Genomic DNA, 16,441 nt, shown 5'->3' with positions numbered 1-16,441 from the left:
CCTCTTTGTCTTTAAAACTTTTGCAGGAGGCCGAGCGTCAGGCCCGTGCCGTGGCGGTCGTTGGCGCGGGAAGCGGTCATGCCCGCAGCGTCGCCGCGCCAGACCGTGTAGTCGCCTTCGACATACGCGGTGGTGCGTGGGGACAGCGACTTTTCGACGAACAGGAAGCCGCGCTCGAAGCCGTCGTCGCGAAAGCCCGTGGCTTCGCGGCGGACGCTGTACAAGGCGGTGGTGACGAGCAGGCCGTGTCCCACCGGGCGGCTGACACCCGCGGAGAACACGCGCTGGTGCACGGTCTTGCCAGGGCCCGTATCGGCCTCGTTGCGCGCGACGTTGGCCTTGAACTGCCATGCGTCCAGGCGGACCGCCGCGCCGAGAGTCCAGGCGTCCAGCGGCAGGTCGTCGCGGCTGCGGAACTGCATCGTGGCGCCGGACACGACCCAGTTTTGTCCTTGATAGGCGAGGGCTGCGCCGTGGCTCGACGATGCAGCCGAGTCGCCCGGCACTTCGCCAAACGAATACGCGGCGCGCGCCTGCCACGGGCCGGCGTTCGCGGTGTACTTGACCGTGTTGTCGAGGCGGTAGAAATTATCCGAGTAGCCGCTGGGGCCATACTGGCGTCCGAATGCGTGCGTGCCGAAGGCCGTGTTGCTCAGGCCCGCCACGTTGATGTTCGGGTTGAAGCTCGCGTAGCGCTTGCCGAGCGGGTCGACCGGGATGAGGGCGTCGGACAGCAGGTTGGGCTGGCGTCCCGCGAGCAGCGAGCCGTACGGCGAATCGAGGCCGACCGAGGCCTGGCGGTCGAACAGGCGGTCGCTTTTGGCCGCGGCGCCGGTATCGACATTGATGCCGCCTTCGAGGCGGATCAGTGCCTTCCATCCGTCGCCCAGCGATTCCTGGCCCTTGATGCCCCAGCGGCTGGTGTTGTCGATGCCGCTGTTGACGGCGAAATTGGTGCCGGACGGGATGGGGGCATTGCTGGCACCAAGCCCGCTGGTGGATCGCAGCCCGGCATCGACGATGCCGTACAGGTCCACGCTGGCCTGGGCGAAGCAGCTTGTGCTCGAAACGAGCAATGCAGTGAGGGCGCATGTGTGGCGCACGTTGTCTCCTGGTGGGTGTTGGGCCTTCTTGGCGAGGCTGATGTGGGATTGGCTGAATGATCCACCAGAAGGCTTGATTTGATAACTGCATTTTTCCAGCGTATTATTGCGTCATGCGCATCAATTACGACATCCACGACCTGCAGGCTTTCATCGCCGTCGCCGAACGCGCCAGTTTCCGGCAGGCGGCGGCCGACCTGTTCCTGTCGCAATCCGCGCTCAGCCGGCGCATCGAAAAGCTGGAGGAGGCTTTAGGCGTCAGGCTGTTCGAACGCACCACGCGCCACGTGCAGCTGACCAACGTGGGCCAGACCTTCCTGGTGAATGTGCGCACTGCGCTCGACAGCCTGGAAGACGCGGTGCTCGGCGTGGCCGACCTCGCGGCGCATCGCACCGGCACGGTCACGTTTGCCTGTGTTCCGTCAGCGGTGTGGCACTTCCTGCCGGATGTGCTGACGCGTTTCAGCGAGCGCTTTCCGCGCATCCGCGTGCGCGTCCATGACGAGAGCGCCCAGGACGTGCTGAACCTGGTGCTGGCGGGAGAGGCGGACTTCGGGATCAACTTCACCGGCGCGGAAAACCCGGAGATCGTGTTCGAACCGATCTTTGTGGAGAACTACGTGCTCGCGATGCGGCACGATCATCGGCTGGCGAAGCGAAAGAAGCTGAGCTGGAAGGACACGGTCGGCGAGCGCTATATCTCGGTGGCCAAGTCGAGCGGCAACCGCAGCGTCATCGACGCCGCGCTGGCTGGAATCGAGAAGCACCCCCTGATCCTTTGTGAGGTGAACCACGTGTCCGGTGTGCTGGCGCTGGTGGAGGCGGGCATGGGCGTGGCCGCGGTGCCCGGCCTGTCGGTGCTGCCGGGCCGGCAGGATGGCATCGTCGGCGTGCCGCTGGTGAACCCGCAGATCAACCGGACGCTTGGATTGATCACCAAGCGCAATCACAGCATGGCGCCGGCGGCGAGGACCTTGTTCGAGATGCTCAGTGAATCGCTGGTGAAGCGCTCGCCAGCGAGATCGCGGGTCAGCTCTCGTCGCTAAGGTGGAATATCTGCTGCATCGGTGTCCATTTCTGACCCTCGGGCGTGAACGGCGTCGGCGCCTGGAAGCGCCACATCAGGGCCTCCCAGGCGGCGATGCGCGGATCCTCGTGCTCGGCCGCGGCCATGCGGGCGGGGTCAAACACGGCGTCGTCGGTCTCCATCAACATCACCATGCGGGTGCCGAGGCGGAAGATATCGAGCTTGAGTACGCCGTGCGCACGCAGGTGCGCGAGCACCTCGGGCCACACCGCGCGGTGGTGGGCCTCGTATTCCGCGATGAGCGCGGGGTCATCTTTCAGGTCAAGTGCAAGGCAATGGAGCATATCGGCAGAGAGTAGGGTGAGTTTGAGGGATGGCGTGTCGTTCAGCCGTTGCTCTCGATCGGCTTGGATTCTTCGTGGTACGGCTTGGCGGGGCCGTCGAGTTCCAGCGCAACGACGGTGAGGTCCGTGTCGAGCGCGTCCTGCGGCACCGTCACGAACAGCAGGCCGGGGTAGGGGCTCCAGTCGAACTTGTCCAGCACGCGCACTTGCGCCGTTGCGTTGCTGCCGACGACGCGAGCGCGCAGCACGCGGTTGGACAGCCCCTTGACCAGCAGGTCGCCGCTCGGTTTGCCGTGCACGAACAGGTAGAGTGTGCGGCCGTCTTTCGACAAGGTGCTGCCGCCGCCGTAATGTTCCAGAGGCAGCCCGGCGACCGTGCCGTAGATCGCTTCGGCATGCTTGGTGGTCCAGCGGCCGATGCCTTCGAGCCGCTCGACCTGGCGCGGGTCGATGCTGCCATCGGCGCGCGGGCCGATGTCCAGCAACAGGTTGCCGCCCATGGCTGCGGTCTGGGACAGGATCTGGATCAGTTGTTGCGTGCTCTTGTACTCGTCGTCGTGCGGCTGGTAGCCCCACGAGCGGTTCATCGTCATGCACAGCTCCCAGTACGGCGCGCTTGGCCGCAGCACTGGCAGGCCGTGCTCCGGCGTCGCGTAGTCGCCGTAGTTGTTCAGGCGCGAGTTGATGATGACACCGGACTTGTGCGCGAGCAGCTGCCGCCGCGTGTCGGCGGAGCGCCACTGCGCCGCGTCGTGCTCCCAGTCGCCGTCGAACCACAGCAGATCGGGGTTGTAGCGCTGCTGCAGGTCGGCAAGCTGCCCTTGGTAGTACGACACGTAGCGCTGCCAGCGCGCCGGGTCGGCCTGCACGTCGTAGCGCTTCTGCGTGCGGGTGTGCACGTCGTAGTCGGCGTACGACCAGTCGGGCAGCGAGTAGTACAGGCCGACTTTCAGCCCGTCGCGGCGCAGCCCGTCGACGAACGGCCCGACCAGATCGCGTTTGGCCGGGCTATCGCGCACGACATTCAGGCCCTGCCGGCTGTCCCACAGCGCCACGCCGTCGTGGTGCCGGGTGGTCAGCACCGCGTAACGTGCGCCGCTGCGACGGATCAGGTCGGCCCAGGCCTGCGGATCGTACTTGTCGGCGGTGAAACCGCGCAGCTGCTTCAGGTAGTCGGCGTGCGAGATCTTCCCGTTGAAGAAGGACCACGATTCGTCGATGCCGTCGACGGCGTAGATGCCCCAATGGATGAACACGCCGAACTTGGCATCCGCAAACCATTGCATCCGGGCGGCCTTTTGCGCCGGCGTCTCGGCGGCAGCCACGGTAACGGCCGGCGCGGGCGGTTCTGCGGCGGCGGCAAGGGCAAGCGGCGCGAGGGCCAGTTTCAGTGCCAGCGCTTGAGGCAGGCGGCGGAGCATGAATGTTTTCATCGATAGTCGGCGTCAATAAATTGATAAATGGAAACATTGAGTCTGAATTAACCCGCTCAGTCAAGAAGACGAGTTGTGGTAATTCCGACGCAACGTTGTTTACTAATCAAACGAAACTTGCTGGGTAAATCCTAAAGCTTGTTGAAGTTCTCATATTGCCGGTTCATTATAAATAGAGTACCAGCGGACTTCAAGTTGCAGATAGGGGAGGCACCGGTCGCACCATGACGCGCACCGGTTGCCTCAAAAATAATGCCCTGTAGGGCTCAATCAGGAGACATACATACATGACGTTTGGTAAACATCCGGGTTCGCGGCAGGACCGCTTCGCTGTACGGCAGCACGCGCGCTGGTCGCTGACGCCGCTCGCTGCGGCGATGAGCATGGCTATCTTTGGCATGGGCGCCGTTCAGGCGCAGACCTTGGACTCCGGGAAGGCGGAGGGAGTCGAAAAGGTCGTGGTGACGGGTTCGCGCATCGCCAGCACGGACCTCCAGGGACCGGCGCCGGTCACCGTCCTCAACGCCGAGCAGATCAAGTCCCAGGGTTTCACGACGGTGTTCGAGCTGATCGGCTCGCTCACGCAGTCGTTTCCAACCGAATCGCCGCCGTCCTGGGGCAGCACCTCGGTCAACGCGCGCCAAGCCGATTTACGCGGCCTGGGCTCCAACCGCACGCTGATCCTGGTCGACGGCCACCGTATCGATGACTACCCGCAGCCGGCTGGCGGCAGCCGCAGCTTCCAGAACCTCAATAACATCCCGACCGGCATGATCGATCGGGTGGAAATCCTCGCGACCGGCGCGTCCGCCATTTATGGCTCCGACGCGATCTCCGGCGTCATCAACGTCATCCTCAAGCACAATTTCCAGGGCTTTCAGCTGGACGCCACAGCAGGCGAGGCGACACGCGGCGGCCGCAAGTTTGGCGACCTAAATTTCCTCGGTGGCAACAGCGGTAACAATTGGAGCGTTGTTTACAATATACAAAAGACACACCGCAGCCCACTGTGGGGCCGCGATCGCCCGTGGACGGTAGACGAGTCGGACGCCGGCTATGGTACCTGGAATACCACTGCTCGCAAGTACGGCTATCAGGTGATGCCGGGGGCGCGTTTGACGGACATCTCAGGCAATTTCATCACGCCGCCGAATGGCGCCTGTGTGCAGGGTGCATTCAACGGCAGGTTCCGCGTGGTGAACGGCCCCAACGGCCAATACTGCGGGCAGAGCGCGTTCACGGACTGGGTGCTGACCCCGGGACGCGACGACACCAACGGCTACATCTATGGTTCCTACCAGTTCAGCAATAACCTGGAGGCCTACGGCTCCCTTGGCGTCTGGCACACCGTCGGCACCAGCAACACCCAACTGCCTGGCCTGTACCACTTCGATTCGCGGGTCTTGTACGACAAGTCCACCGGCCAGCTCATCAGGAGCTTCTACCGCCAGCTGACCCCTTCCGAGCTCGGTGGCTACGGTAATACCTACGACAAGGAACAGAACGTCGACTTCCGTCTTGGCTTGAAGGGAACGCTGGGCCGCTTCGACTGGGACGCCAGCTTTGGCCGTTCGACCTATGCCGTGCACGAGGACTACACGGCGTCGAACGAACTGGGCATGTTCAACCTGTTCTTTGGTCCGCAGCAGGGAACGATGGCAGTCAATGGCACCAACTACCCGGTGTACGACTCGACCAACTTCTGGAAGCCAACCACGCCAGCCCAGTATGCGGCGGCAGCAGGCGTCAACGGCAACAACAATTCGAATTCGGCAATGACCCAGGGGCAGCTCAGTCTGACCGGCGACCTGATCAACGGCTGGGCCGGTCCGATCGGTTTCGCCGGCCTGGTCGAAGCGAACAGGCAGCACTGGGCCCTGCACCCGGACCCACGGGGCAACGACAATTCCTTCCTCGATCCATTCGGCGACTACAACACGGGCGGCGGCGACCGCAACCGCTATTCGGCGGCGACGGAATTCCGCATTCCCCTGCTCAAGACCCTGACCGCGTCGATCGCCGGTCGCCTGGACCACTACAAGAGCGACGTCGGCAGCAACACCGCGCGCACCTGGGGTGCCAAGCTGGAGTTCCGTCCGGTCCAGGGCCTGCTGCTGCGCGGTACCTACGGGACCAACTTCCATGCGCCGGACATGGTGGCCTTGTACAAGAACCCGTCGATCAACGTGGTCGGCATCTATGACGATCCGTACAAGTGCATTATCGGTGGCACCAGCAGCACGTGGTGTAAAGCGGATGGGCGGCCGACGCTCTTCAACGTATATACCGCAGGCGGCCCGAACCTGCTGCCGGAAACGGGCAAGTCGTACACCTACGGCGTGGCGTGGGATGTGCCTTACGCCAAGGGCTTGACCGTGGCTGTCGACTACTGGCGCATGGGCATCGACAACGCGATCGACAACGTGGACTGGCACACGATCGCCGTCGACGAGGCCGGTTGCCGCACCGGCAAGGCGGTCGACGGCAGCCCCTACCTCGATCACGTGCCGGGCTCCGCCTATTGCTCCCAGGCGATTGCCAACGTCGTACGCAATGCCCAAGGGGACATCATTGCCGTTCACTCCGGGCCGATCAATCGCAGCCAGCTGTACGTGAGCGGCATCGACAGCAGCATCAACTACGCCAAGCGTACCGATGGCTGGGGCGACTTCAAGTTCGGACTTGAAGTCACGTACAACCTGAGGCACTACTCGCGCACGCTGGCCAGCGATCCGCTGATCGACGACAGCTACAACAACCCGAAGACCAAGATGCGCGGCTCTGTGAACTGGAAGAAGGGGCCATGGGATGCCACCTTGTTCGGCATTCGCTACGGCGCAATCCGCGTCGATGGCTATGGCTCATGTGAAGCGCTCGCGGACGGCACCCGGCCGTCGCCCGGCGACGCGAATTGCTCGATCATTAGCGGCAAGACCAGGCCGTGGATGACCTTCAACGGGTCGGTGCGGTATGCGATCGACGAGAAGAGCTCGATCGCCCTGACCGTCAACGACCTGGCCAACCGGGTCGGCAACATCGAAAATTACGCGGGCGGGTTCGAGTTCATCCGGACCAATGCCGGTGCGGACTACGTCGGCCGCGAAATTTTCTTGAACTACCGCGTCAAGTTCAACTGACGTAGGTTCAGCGCGTGGTCACGGCCCTGGGCGCTTTGCCCGGGGCCGCTGACCACGCCACGAGCGCGGGCCAGACTGATATGAACTCTTCCCATGAAAACTCCAGGCAGCGGCACCCATGAGCCAGGTCACTCTCCGCGATATTGCAGTGATTACCGGACTGTCGACTGGCACGGTGTCACGTGCCTTAAAGAACCAGGTGGGCATGACCGAAGCGACGCGCGATACAGTTCGTGAGGCCGCGCTGAGCTTGGGCTATAACTTTTCGCAACTGAGAAAGGGGCGAGTCCGGCGCATCGCATTTCTCCTGCAGAGCCAGCACAACACGCTGGCATCCAATCCCTTCTTTCCGACCGTATTGCATGGAGCCGAAGAGATTTGCAGGCGCGAGGGTATTGCTATGTCCTTCGTCGTGGTCGGCCCAGCGGAGCGGGCACTGGCACAAATTCGGCGGAACCAGCCCGATGCCATCTTGTGCGCCGGCTTTTTCGAGCCAGAGGTGTTAGCGGCACTGCAGCAGCTTGGTAAGCCAACCGTGTTGGTGGATATGTATCGACACGGCTTTACCTCGGTCAATCCCGATAACCTGCATGGCGGCTATCTCGCTACGCAGCATTTGCTTCGTTCCGGCCGCAAGCGTATCGCTATGCTATCCGGCCCATTGGACCACTACAGTATCCAGCAACGCAATCACGGCTTTCGCCAGGCGCTGTTCGACGCCAAGGCTTTCGCCGATCCCGATCTCGAAATCAACTTGCCTGCCATGGGCGACGGTGACGAAGGCGTGGCGGAAGCGATGCGTACACTGCTCAAGCTGGAACAGCCTGCCGATGCGGTCTTTTGCCACAACGATAGTACAGCGTTGGCGGTCATGAATTATTGCCTGGACATCGGCATGAAAATCCCGTCTGATATCGCCGTCGTCGGTTTCGACGACATCGCCGCGGCTGCGGCTGCGATTCCTCCGCTCAGCTCCGTACGCGTCGACAAAGAGGCATTGGTACGCACGGGCGTGGAATTGCTGCTCCACCCACCACACGAAAACCCATCCCAGATAACCCTGCCGGTCAAGATGATTGTGCGCGAAAGCAGCGAAACCAATATGCCAGATCTCCCAATGAGAATATTTTGATGCGAAAGTTAGCCCGACTTATATCCATCCTGTTGGCGATCGCGATTTCGTCGCCTGCCTGCGCGGCAGAAAGCGTCTGGAAAACTGCCGATACATTGCTGCCCATGCCGGCCTCGGTGCAAGAACTGCCTGGGAGTTACCTGCCGCATTCAACAACCGCCATCAGTCTAAGTGGCCCGGACAAGGCACAGTTGAAGGAACTCGGTGCGGACGCGGCGAGTATCTTGCGGGACGCGTGGCATGGCAAGGTGATTCTTGGGCATTCACCAGGCCAGGCTGATGTTCGGATCGCATTGGTAGCGGATGCGCAGGCGAACCCCGAATCATACGAACTGCAGATCGACCAGAGCGGCATTTCGCTGAAGGCTCCGGCGGCGGATGGCTTGTTCCATGGATTGCAGACGCTGCGCCAGCTCGTGCCGCCGGATTCGCAAGGCCGTGCCATTCCAGCCGTTCGCATTGCCGATGCGCCGCGTTTTCCTTATCGTGGGCTGATGCTCGATGTGGCAAGGCACATGATCCCGGTAGAGGACATCAAGCGCCAGCTCGACCTGATGGCGCGCTACAAGTTCAATGTCCTTCACTGGCACCTCACGGACGACCAAGGCTGGCGCCTGGAGATTAAGGGTTACCCGAAATTGACCACCGTGGGTGCTTGGCGCAAGGAGACCGTGCTTGAGCGCAAGTTGTCCCCCTACGTCGGCGATGGCAAGCCGTATGGCGGTTTTTATACCCAGGCACAAGCACGCGAGGTCGTCGAGTACGCGAAGCAGCGCCACATCACGGTCATTCCGGAGATCGACATGCCAGGACATATGGTCGCCGCGCTGGCTGCATACCCGGAACTTGGCTGCACCCCGGGACCGTTCGAGGTGCGCACGACCTGGGGCGTTGCCGACGATATCCTGTGTCCAAGCGAGGCTACCTTCAATTTCGTCATGGGCGTGCTCAGCGAAGTCATGGAAGTGTTCCCCTCAACCTACATCCACCTTGGGGGCGACGAGGCGCCGACCATACGATGGGAACAGAGTGCATTAGCCCAGGACATCATTCGCCGCGAAGGCTTGAAGAACGAACACGCACTGCAGGGTTGGTTCCTGCGCCGGGTGGAGCAGTTCGTTACTGATCACGGCCGCATGATTATCGGCTGGGACGAGATTCTCGACGGCGCCCCTTCGCCGACCGCCACGGTGATGTCGTGGCGTGGCATGGCTGGCGGCATCAAGGCCGCGCAGCTTGGCCACGATGTGATCATGTCCCCGACCGACAATGTCTATCTCGACTATTGTGAAGGCAAACCGCCGGAGGAGCCGGACTGCATGGTCGGCTATCTGCCGCTAAAGAAGGTGTATGCGTTCGAGCCTGTCACTGCCTCGCTGACGCCGGAGCAAGCGAAACATATTCTCGGCGGGCAGGCCAATCTCTGGACTGAATATTTACCGCGCATCGACCAGGTCGAGGCGAAATACTGGCCACGTGCGCTGGCGGTGGCAGATGTGCTGTGGGCGCCGCGGGCGGCGCGTGATTGGGACCGTTTCGTCAAACGGCTTGGGCCGCAATTGGTAGCCCTCGGCAAGGCTGGGGTTCATTACCGCATTCCCGAAGTCGAGGGGCTGGAATCGGATGTGGTGACGTCGCAGGCGCAGGCATCTTTGGTGCTGGCTACGCCTATCCCCGGGGCGAAGATTCGCTATACGCTCGATGGCACTTCCCCGACCGCGCAATCCACCGTCTACGATGGCCCGAAAACGCTGGATGTCTCAGCGCCAGTTATCGTCAATGCACGCGTGGAGCTAGGCGACGGCCGCCTTGGGCCGACCAGCCGCGCTACATTCAGGCTTGGAGACGATGGCCGCAGTGGGCAATAAAAAAGGCGCTGTCTGCGTCAGGCAGGACGCGCCTGACGCGCAGCGCTATCGATCAGTTGGCCAATCGTCTTTTCAGCATTGGTCAAGATGTTGTTAGCAGCGTCCTTTTCAACTGCCAATGCAGACACGGAAACCGCTCCTACCATGATCGAAACGACCGACGAGGCAAGGCCAAGGTAATCGTCGACATCCAGCCGCATCATGAACGAGGCAAGGAATTTGACCAGGCGAGAATAGCCATTCAGGATGACGGCCTTGACCTCATCGTTCGAATGGCGCAGCTCGCTGCTCAAGGTGGAGAGCGGGCACAGACGATTGTTATCCTCCGCCTGCAGCTGGAACAAATAATGGTGGACGATAATCGCAATCGCCTCGCGCGGGCTTTTTCCCGATACGGCTTGCTCGAATTCCGCCATGGTGTCGTCGAAGGCTGCTGCACTTGCTTCGGCGATCAGGTGCTCCTTCGAGCGGAAATGGCGATAAAAGCCGCCCTGTGTCAAACCTGCGGCAACCATGACGTCGGAAATGCCCGTCGCGTTAATCCCCTCGCGCAGGAATTTGTCGCTTGCGGTCGCCAGTACACGCTTCCGCGATTCGGCAGCTTCGATCTTTGATTTGCGCACGGCCTGCTCCACTGTTTAGAGTTCGATTGTACTCCAGCCGCCGCCCAGGGATTTGTACAGACCGATGCGGTTTTGCAGCTCGGCCAGACCGGTGCGGATGGTCTGCTGCTGGGCGCCGAACAAGGCGCGCTGGGCATCGAGGTATTCGAGGTAACTCGCCTCTCCGCTTTCGTAGCGCAGCTTGGCCAGGTCATGCCGGACCTGCTCGGCGTGTTCCTGCGCCCGCACGGCGCGCAGCTCTTCCCCAAGCGTCGCATGACCAGCCAGAGCGTCGGCCACTTCGCGAAATGCCGACTGGACCGTCTTTTCGTACTGGGCGACGGCGATGTCGCGCTCTGCGACGGCACCCTTCAGATTGGCGCGATTGCGCCCGCCATCGAAGATCGGCAGGACTCCTTGCCCTTGGAAGGTCCAGGCGCGGCTACCGGCGGCGAACAAGCCGCTCAGGGCGTTGCTTGCGGTGCCAAATGCGCTGGTCAAGCTGATGCGCGGGAAAAACGCCGCCCGCGCGGCACCGATATTGGCGTTCGCCGCACGCAAGAGTGCTTCCTGCTGACGAATATCGGGCCGCGCCGTCAGCAAGTCCGACGGCAGGCCTGCCGGCAAAGGCGCAATGGCTTCACCATCCCAGCGTTTGCCGGCACCCGGCACGGACGTGGGCGGCAAGGCGTGGCCAAGCAACAGGGCCAGCGCATTTTCATCGAGCGCGCGTTGGCGCTGCGCCTGCAGCACGGCGACTTTGGCCGACTCAAGCAGCGATTCCGATTGGCGCAGGTCGTACTCCGAGCTGGCGCCGCTGAGCTGGAGACGGATCTGGCGCTCATGGGCCGCAGCGCGGTTGCGCAAAGTCTGCTGGCTCAGCGCCAGGAGCTGCTCGTCCGCGGCCAAGGACTCGTAGCTGAAGGCCACCTGCGCGATCAGGCCGATCTGCGCGGCGCGCTGCGCTTCCTCGGTCGCTGCAAATTGTTGGAGCGCCGCGTCCGACAGGCTGCGCACGCGGCCGAACAGATCCAGCTCGAACGCCGTCAGTCCGATGCCGGCGGAGTAGCTGGAGGCGCGGCCACCGTTGCCACCCGGCGCTACCGCGTCCGGCACCTGCTGCCGCGCACCACCCACGGCCAGGTTCAGGTTAGGCACCCGATCAGCCGATTGCACGTCATACAGTGCCCGCGCGCGCTCGATGTTCAAGGTCGCCACGCGCAGGTCGCGATTGTGTTCCAGCGCCATGCCGATCAGTTGCTTCAGCTGCTCATCCCGGAAGAAGGCTTGCCAGGGCAGTTGCTGCGCCGGCGTCGCCTCCTTGCCTGCCGGCGCCGGTGCGGCCAGGCCGGCCGGCCATTCCTTGGCGACGGGCAGCACGGGGCGCTCATAGACCGGCGCCAGCGAACAACCGGCGAGCAGCGACGCCATCAGCACCGAGGCGCGGCCAATTTGTTTAACTGAGTTCATGCTGCCTCCTTGGAATCCATGTCGAACACTTCCGCCGCCGCCGCGCCTTGTTTGCTGACTTTGAACCACAAGGCATACAAGGCGGGCAGGAACAGCAGGGTCAGCACCGTCCCGACACCCACGCCACCAATCAGCACGTACGCCAGCGGGCCCCAGAAGCTGGAATGGGTCAGGGGGATGAACGCCAGCATCGCGGCCGCCGCCGTCAGGATCACCGGCCGGGCACGCCGCACGGTCGACTCGATTACCGCCTGGTAGGGGCTCAATCCGGCGGCGAGGTCGTGCTGGATCTGGTCGACCAGGATCAGCGTATTGCGCATCAAAATGCCGGCCAGGCCGATCAAGCCGAGAATCGCGTTGAAGCCGAACGGCTGGTGGAAGATCAGCAGCGTCGGCACCGCTCCAACCAGGCCCAGCGGCGCGGTCGCGAACACCATCCACATGGTCGCGAAGGAACGCACTTGCGCCATGATGATCGCCAGCATCAGGATGATCATCAGGGGGAATAGCTTGGCCAGCGCGAGATTGGCCTTGGCGCTTTCTTCGACTGCGCCGCCCGTGTCGATGCGATAGCCGGCCGGCAGCGCAGCCTTGATGTGCGCGAGCTTGGGCAGGATGGCCTTGGTCACGTCCGGCGGCTGGGTTCCATCGCGGATATCGCCCTGGACGGCAATATAGGTTTCGCGGTCATAGCGTTTCAATACCGCGCTTTCCATCCGCGTTTCCAGATGTGCCAGCTGAGACAGCGGAACGCTCGCGCCGCTTTCCGTCGTCAGGGTCAGATCGCGGAAGTTGGCCAGGTCGGCGCCTTCTGCGCGCGGACTGCGGATCAGCACGTCGACGGTGCGCAGTCCTTCACGTACCTGGGTGGCCGGAATACCGTTGAGCAGCGCCTGCAATTGGTTGGCGGCATCGCGCGGCGACAAGCCGACCTGGCGCAGGCGTTCCTGGTCCAGCGCCAGGTGCAGGGACGGCGTCAGATTGCCCCAGTCGAGGTGGACGTCGCGCATGTCGCGGTTTTGCTCCATCACGCCGCGCACCTGTTCAGCAATGCGGCGCACCTGATCCACATCGGGGCCGACGACCCGGAACAGGACAGGGTAGGGCACAGGCGGCCCAAACAGGAATTGGCTGACGCGAACACGCGCCTGTGGGAAGCGCCCGTCGGCGATCATGTGGCGGATCTTCTCTTTCAACACGTCACGCTCGTGCGGGCCGGCAGTCAGCACGATGATCTGGGCAAAGGCCGGGTTGGGCAATTCGGGATTGATCGACAAAAAGAAGCGCGGCGTGCCCTGGCCGATATAGCTCGACACGATCCTGGCTTGCTTTTCCTTGTGCAGCGCCTCTTCGATGTGATGCACGACCGCGTCGGTTGCGGCGAAGGAACTGCCCGGCGGCAGATTGACTTCCAGAGTCAGTTCGGGCCGCTCGGAATTCGGGAAGAACTGCTTTTGCACACCGCCCATGCCGACCACGGCCAGCGCGAAGACGCCAATCGTGATGGCGGCGGTCACACGCTTGTGGTCGACGCACCAGCGCACCAGATCCCGCAAACGCCGATAGTTGGGCGTGTTGTAGATGGCGTCGTGGCCGCCGGCTTTGACGGGGATATCCGGCAGCATTTTCACCCCCATGTAGGGAATGAACCAGACCGCCACCACCCACGACGTAATCAATGCAAAGGCCACCACCCAGAAGATATTGCCCGCGTATTCGCCGGCGGTCGAGCGCGCGAACCCGACGGGCAGAAAGCCAATGATGGTCAATAGTGTCCCGGAAAGCATCGGCGCCGCCGTCGCGGTCCAGGCGAAAGTTGCTGCCGCGACGCGGTTCAATCCCTCTTCCATTTTCACGACCATCATTTCGATGGCGATAATCGCGTCATCGACCAGCAAACCGAGCGATAAGATCAGGGCGCCGAGGGTGATGCGATCAAAATCGCGCCCCGTGACCAGCATGATCACAAACACTGCGCCCAAAGTCAGCGGGACCGCCGCGGCCACCACGATGCCCACGCGCCAGCCCAGCGTCACCAGGCTGACGGCAATGACGACGGCCAGCGCGACGACGAACTTGATCATGAATTCGTTGATCGCGGCCTTGATCGCTTTCGCCTGATCGGCGATCTGCTCCAATTCGATTCCGAGCGGTAGTTCTGCTCGTAACGCTTCTTGCGCTGCGCCGAGATCGTGTCCCAGCTGCAGGCCGTTATAGCCACGCTGCATGACCACACCGAGCACCAGCGACGCTTCGCCCTGCTGGCGAATGGCGAAACTGGCCGGGTCTTCGTAGCCGCGCCGGACCTCGGCGATGTCACCCAATTTGATCGTGCGGTCGGCGCCCACGATCGGAATCGCCTTGACGCTCTCGACGCCGTCGATCGCGCCATCCAGCCGCAATTGGACGCGGGGCCCCTGCGTTTCCACGAAACCCGCCGACGTCACATTGTTTTGCTTGCCGAGCGCGTCGACCACGGCCTGGGCCTTGATTCCCAGCGTGGCCAGGCGTTCGTGTGAAATCTCGACGAAGATGCGTTGTGGCTGCTCGCCCAGGATATTCACCTTTTGCACGCCCGGCACATGCAGCAAGCGTTGGCGCATGTCTTCCGCCTTCAGCACCAGCTGGCGCTGCGGCAGGTTTTTACTTGACAGCGAAAACAGGGAGAAATAGACGTCCGAGTATTCGTCATTGATGAAGGGGCCATTGACACCGCGCGGCAAATTGATCGCTTCATCGCCCAGCTTCTTGCGCACCTGGTAGAACTGGTCCTGCACCGTTTTTGCGCTGGAATTGTCCTTCAAGAAGAGTTTCATCGTAACCAGCCCGGGCCGGGCCGTGGTCTCGACGCGGTCGTAGGCTTCAAGTTCCTGAAGGCGCTTCTCCAGGCGGTCGGCCACTTGCTCTTGCATTTCCTGGGCCGTGGCGCCCGGCCAGCTGGCGGACACCGTCATCACTTTGACGACGAAGCTGGGATCTTCGGCCCGTCCAAGCCGAAAGAAGGCGAAGACGCCCGCACAGCTGATGGCGATGATGAGGAATAAAGTGATGGCCCGTTCGCGCACGCCGAAGGCCGAGAGATTAAAGCCGCTCATGATCCGCTTCCCGTCTTGGCGGGCGCCAGGAGCTGGACCTTCTGCCCGGGCTTCAACAAATGGCCACCGAGCGCGACCGCACGTTCGCCGCTCGCCAGGCCCTGCGAAAGCCGCGCTTGCTCTTCCCCGAGTTGAGCCACCGTCACCGGACGCAGCTGAACCGTGGACGTCTTGTTGTCGATGACCCAGACGCCGGGACCGCGGCCTTGATCGGTGATCGCGCTCACGGGCACATCCACACCCTGGACTGCGGCTCCGTCGACGCGGATCGTGACCGTCGCGCCCAGCGGCGCCTGGGCGGCGCTGCCTCCGAGGGTATAGCGCGCCAGATAAGTGCGCGTCTGCGGATCGGCGACGGCGGCCAGTTCGCGCAGGGTCGCCGGCGCGCTTTTGTCCGGTTCGCCGTACAAGGTGGCGTGTGCCGGACGCTTTGCGTAGGACAGGTCCCGTTCGGGCAAATAGACCACCGCTTCGCGCGCGCCCTGGCGCGCCAGCTTCACTACTGTCTGGCCAGCCGCTACCACTTGGCCGACGTCGCTCGGTACTTCCAGGACCACGCCCTCCATATCGGCGCGCAGGATCGCGTAATCGCGTTGATGTTCCGTTTCGCGCGCCCGCGCCAGTTCGGCCTTGGTCTGGGCGACGGCGGAATCAGCGGCCGCCTTGGCTTGTTCGTACGACTGGGTCGACGTGGCCCCGTTCGCCAGCAGTCCGCGCGACCGTGTTTCTTGCGCCTGGGCTTGCAACTGGCGTGCTTGCGCGGCATCGACGGCGGCATGGGCTGCGGCCAGCGCCAACTCGTAATCGCTGGAGTCGATGCGCATCAGCGGCTGGCCAGGGTGGACAGTCTGGCCTGGATCGACCAGGCGTTCGACGATCTTGCCGCCGACACGAAAGCCCAGATTGCTTTCAGTCCGGGCATGGACGACGCCGGTAAAGCTGGCCGTGCCACCAATGGCGGGTTGCGCCGTGAACCACGCGACCTTGGCGACCGGGTCGGGCGGCGGCGCAGGAGGGCTGCATGCGGCCAGTCCGAGCACAAGTGTAAGCGTCAGGGGGGCAAGTTGCGGCAGCTTGGGAGGCGCGGTTTTCATGAGGAACCCTTCCGGATGGATGAAAAATTAGATTTTGTACGAACTCTAAAAATAGAGTACACACGAAATCTAAAATATTCAAGTTATTTCGAGAGCTCTTCTTGGTAGGCGGCAATGCACGGTGAGCGGTTGCCAT

At 62.7% G+C, this 16,441-nt stretch carries 11 protein-coding genes; 4 read left to right on the top strand and 7 right to left on the bottom strand.

The window, feature by feature from the left end; all coding sequences use genetic code 11:
- Positions 1-11: 11 nt before the first annotated feature.
- Entirely contained in the window at positions 12-1,103 is a 1,092-nt protein-coding gene (locus tag NX778_RS14680) for a porin (RefSeq protein WP_258812494.1), read from the bottom strand.
- A gap of 113 nt (positions 1,104-1,216) precedes the next feature.
- Between NX778_RS14680 and NX778_RS14675 the strand changes: the two genes are divergently transcribed.
- Positions 1,217-2,149, top strand: coding sequence for a LysR family transcriptional regulator (locus tag NX778_RS14675; protein ID WP_258812493.1), 933 nt, complete (start codon positions 1,217-1,219; stop codon positions 2,147-2,149).
- Here NX778_RS14675 and NX778_RS14670 read toward each other — a convergent pair.
- Together NX778_RS14670 and NX778_RS14665 are read right to left on the bottom strand one after the other, a co-directional pair.
- Complete coding sequence (locus NX778_RS14670; RefSeq protein ID WP_258812492.1) at positions 2,133-2,474, bottom strand: L-rhamnose mutarotase; 342 nt, start codon at positions 2,472-2,474, stop codon at positions 2,133-2,135. The two genes, NX778_RS14675 and NX778_RS14670, sit on opposite strands and share 17 nt — an antisense overlap.
- A gap of 41 nt (positions 2,475-2,515) precedes the next feature.
- Complete coding sequence (locus tag NX778_RS14665; RefSeq protein WP_258812491.1) at positions 2,516-3,895, bottom strand: alpha-L-fucosidase; 1,380 nt, start codon at positions 3,893-3,895, stop codon at positions 2,516-2,518.
- 299 nt (positions 3,896-4,194) lie between these two features.
- On the opposite strand from NX778_RS14665, the gene NX778_RS14660 reads away from it, so the two are divergent.
- From NX778_RS14660 to NX778_RS14650, 3 genes are all read left to right on the top strand, one after another.
- Positions 4,195-7,044, top strand: a complete 2,850-nt coding sequence (locus NX778_RS14660) for a TonB-dependent receptor plug domain-containing protein (protein WP_258812490.1) — start codon at positions 4,195-4,197, stop codon at positions 7,042-7,044.
- A 118-nt stretch (positions 7,045-7,162) separates the two neighbouring features.
- Positions 7,163-8,176 carry a LacI family DNA-binding transcriptional regulator gene (locus tag NX778_RS14655; protein WP_258812489.1) on the top strand — a complete coding sequence of 338 codons (1,014 nt, stop codon included), beginning with the start codon at positions 7,163-7,165 and terminating at the stop codon, positions 8,174-8,176.
- Positions 8,176-10,044 (top strand): beta-N-acetylhexosaminidase, encoded by a 1,869-nt coding sequence (locus NX778_RS14650; protein ID WP_258812488.1) that lies wholly within the window; start codon positions 8,176-8,178, stop codon positions 10,042-10,044. The genes NX778_RS14655 and NX778_RS14650 overlap by 1 nt, the downstream gene beginning before the upstream one ends.
- 17 nt (positions 10,045-10,061) lie before the next feature.
- Here NX778_RS14650 and NX778_RS14645 read toward each other — a convergent pair whose 3' ends face one another.
- From NX778_RS14645 to NX778_RS14630, 4 genes are read right to left on the bottom strand one after another with little or no spacing between them, the layout of a single operon-like run.
- Complete coding sequence (locus tag NX778_RS14645; RefSeq protein ID WP_258812487.1) at positions 10,062-10,667, bottom strand: TetR/AcrR family transcriptional regulator; 606 nt, start codon at positions 10,665-10,667, stop codon at positions 10,062-10,064.
- A 15-nt stretch (positions 10,668-10,682) separates the two neighbouring features.
- Positions 10,683-12,116 carry an efflux transporter outer membrane subunit gene (locus NX778_RS14640; RefSeq protein WP_258812486.1) on the bottom strand — a complete coding sequence of 478 codons (1,434 nt, stop codon included), beginning with the start codon at positions 12,114-12,116 and terminating at the stop codon, positions 10,683-10,685.
- A complete protein-coding gene (locus tag NX778_RS14635) occupies positions 12,113-15,211 on the bottom strand; it encodes an efflux RND transporter permease subunit (RefSeq protein WP_258812485.1) in 3,099 nt (1,032 codons plus the stop codon). Before NX778_RS14635 ends, NX778_RS14640 begins: the two co-directional genes overlap by 4 nt.
- Entirely contained in the window at positions 15,208-16,305 is a 1,098-nt protein-coding gene (locus NX778_RS14630; protein ID WP_258812484.1) for an efflux RND transporter periplasmic adaptor subunit, read from the bottom strand. Before NX778_RS14630 ends, NX778_RS14635 begins: the two co-directional genes overlap by 4 nt.
- Between the last annotated feature and the right edge of the window lie 136 nt (positions 16,306-16,441).

Source organism: Massilia terrae (genome assembly GCF_024753145.1).
Lineage (GTDB): Bacteria > Pseudomonadota > Gammaproteobacteria > Burkholderiales > Burkholderiaceae_D > Telluria > Telluria terrae.
The sequence above is the reverse complement of the archived record's forward strand: the minus strand, read 5'-3'. Positions and strand labels throughout refer to the sequence as shown.

Bases quoted from the DNA above. Each gene is read 5' to 3' on its own strand.
- NX778_RS14630 (WP_258812484.1), bottom strand. From the start codon at position 16,305: ATGAAAACCGCGCCTCCCAAGCTGCCGCAACTTGCCCCCCTGACGCTT.
- NX778_RS14675 (WP_258812493.1), top strand. From the start codon at position 1,217: ATGCGCATCAATTACGACATCCACGACCTGCAGGCTTTCATCGCCGTC.
- NX778_RS14655 (WP_258812489.1), top strand. From the start codon at position 7,163: ATGAGCCAGGTCACTCTCCGCGATATTGCAGTGATTACCGGACTGTCG.
- NX778_RS14670 (WP_258812492.1), bottom strand. From the start codon at position 2,474: ATGCTCCATTGCCTTGCACTTGACCTGAAAGATGACCCCGCGCTCATC.
- NX778_RS14660 (WP_258812490.1), top strand. From the start codon at position 4,195: ATGACGTTTGGTAAACATCCGGGTTCGCGGCAGGACCGCTTCGCTGTA.
- NX778_RS14650 (WP_258812488.1), top strand. From the start codon at position 8,176: ATGCGAAAGTTAGCCCGACTTATATCCATCCTGTTGGCGATCGCGATT.
- NX778_RS14640 (WP_258812486.1), bottom strand. From the start codon at position 12,116: ATGAACTCAGTTAAACAAATTGGCCGCGCCTCGGTGCTGATGGCGTCG.
- NX778_RS14635 (WP_258812485.1), bottom strand. From the start codon at position 15,211: ATGAGCGGCTTTAATCTCTCGGCCTTCGGCGTGCGCGAACGGGCCATC.
- NX778_RS14665 (WP_258812491.1), bottom strand. From the start codon at position 3,895: ATGCTCCGCCGCCTGCCTCAAGCGCTGGCACTGAAACTGGCCCTCGCG.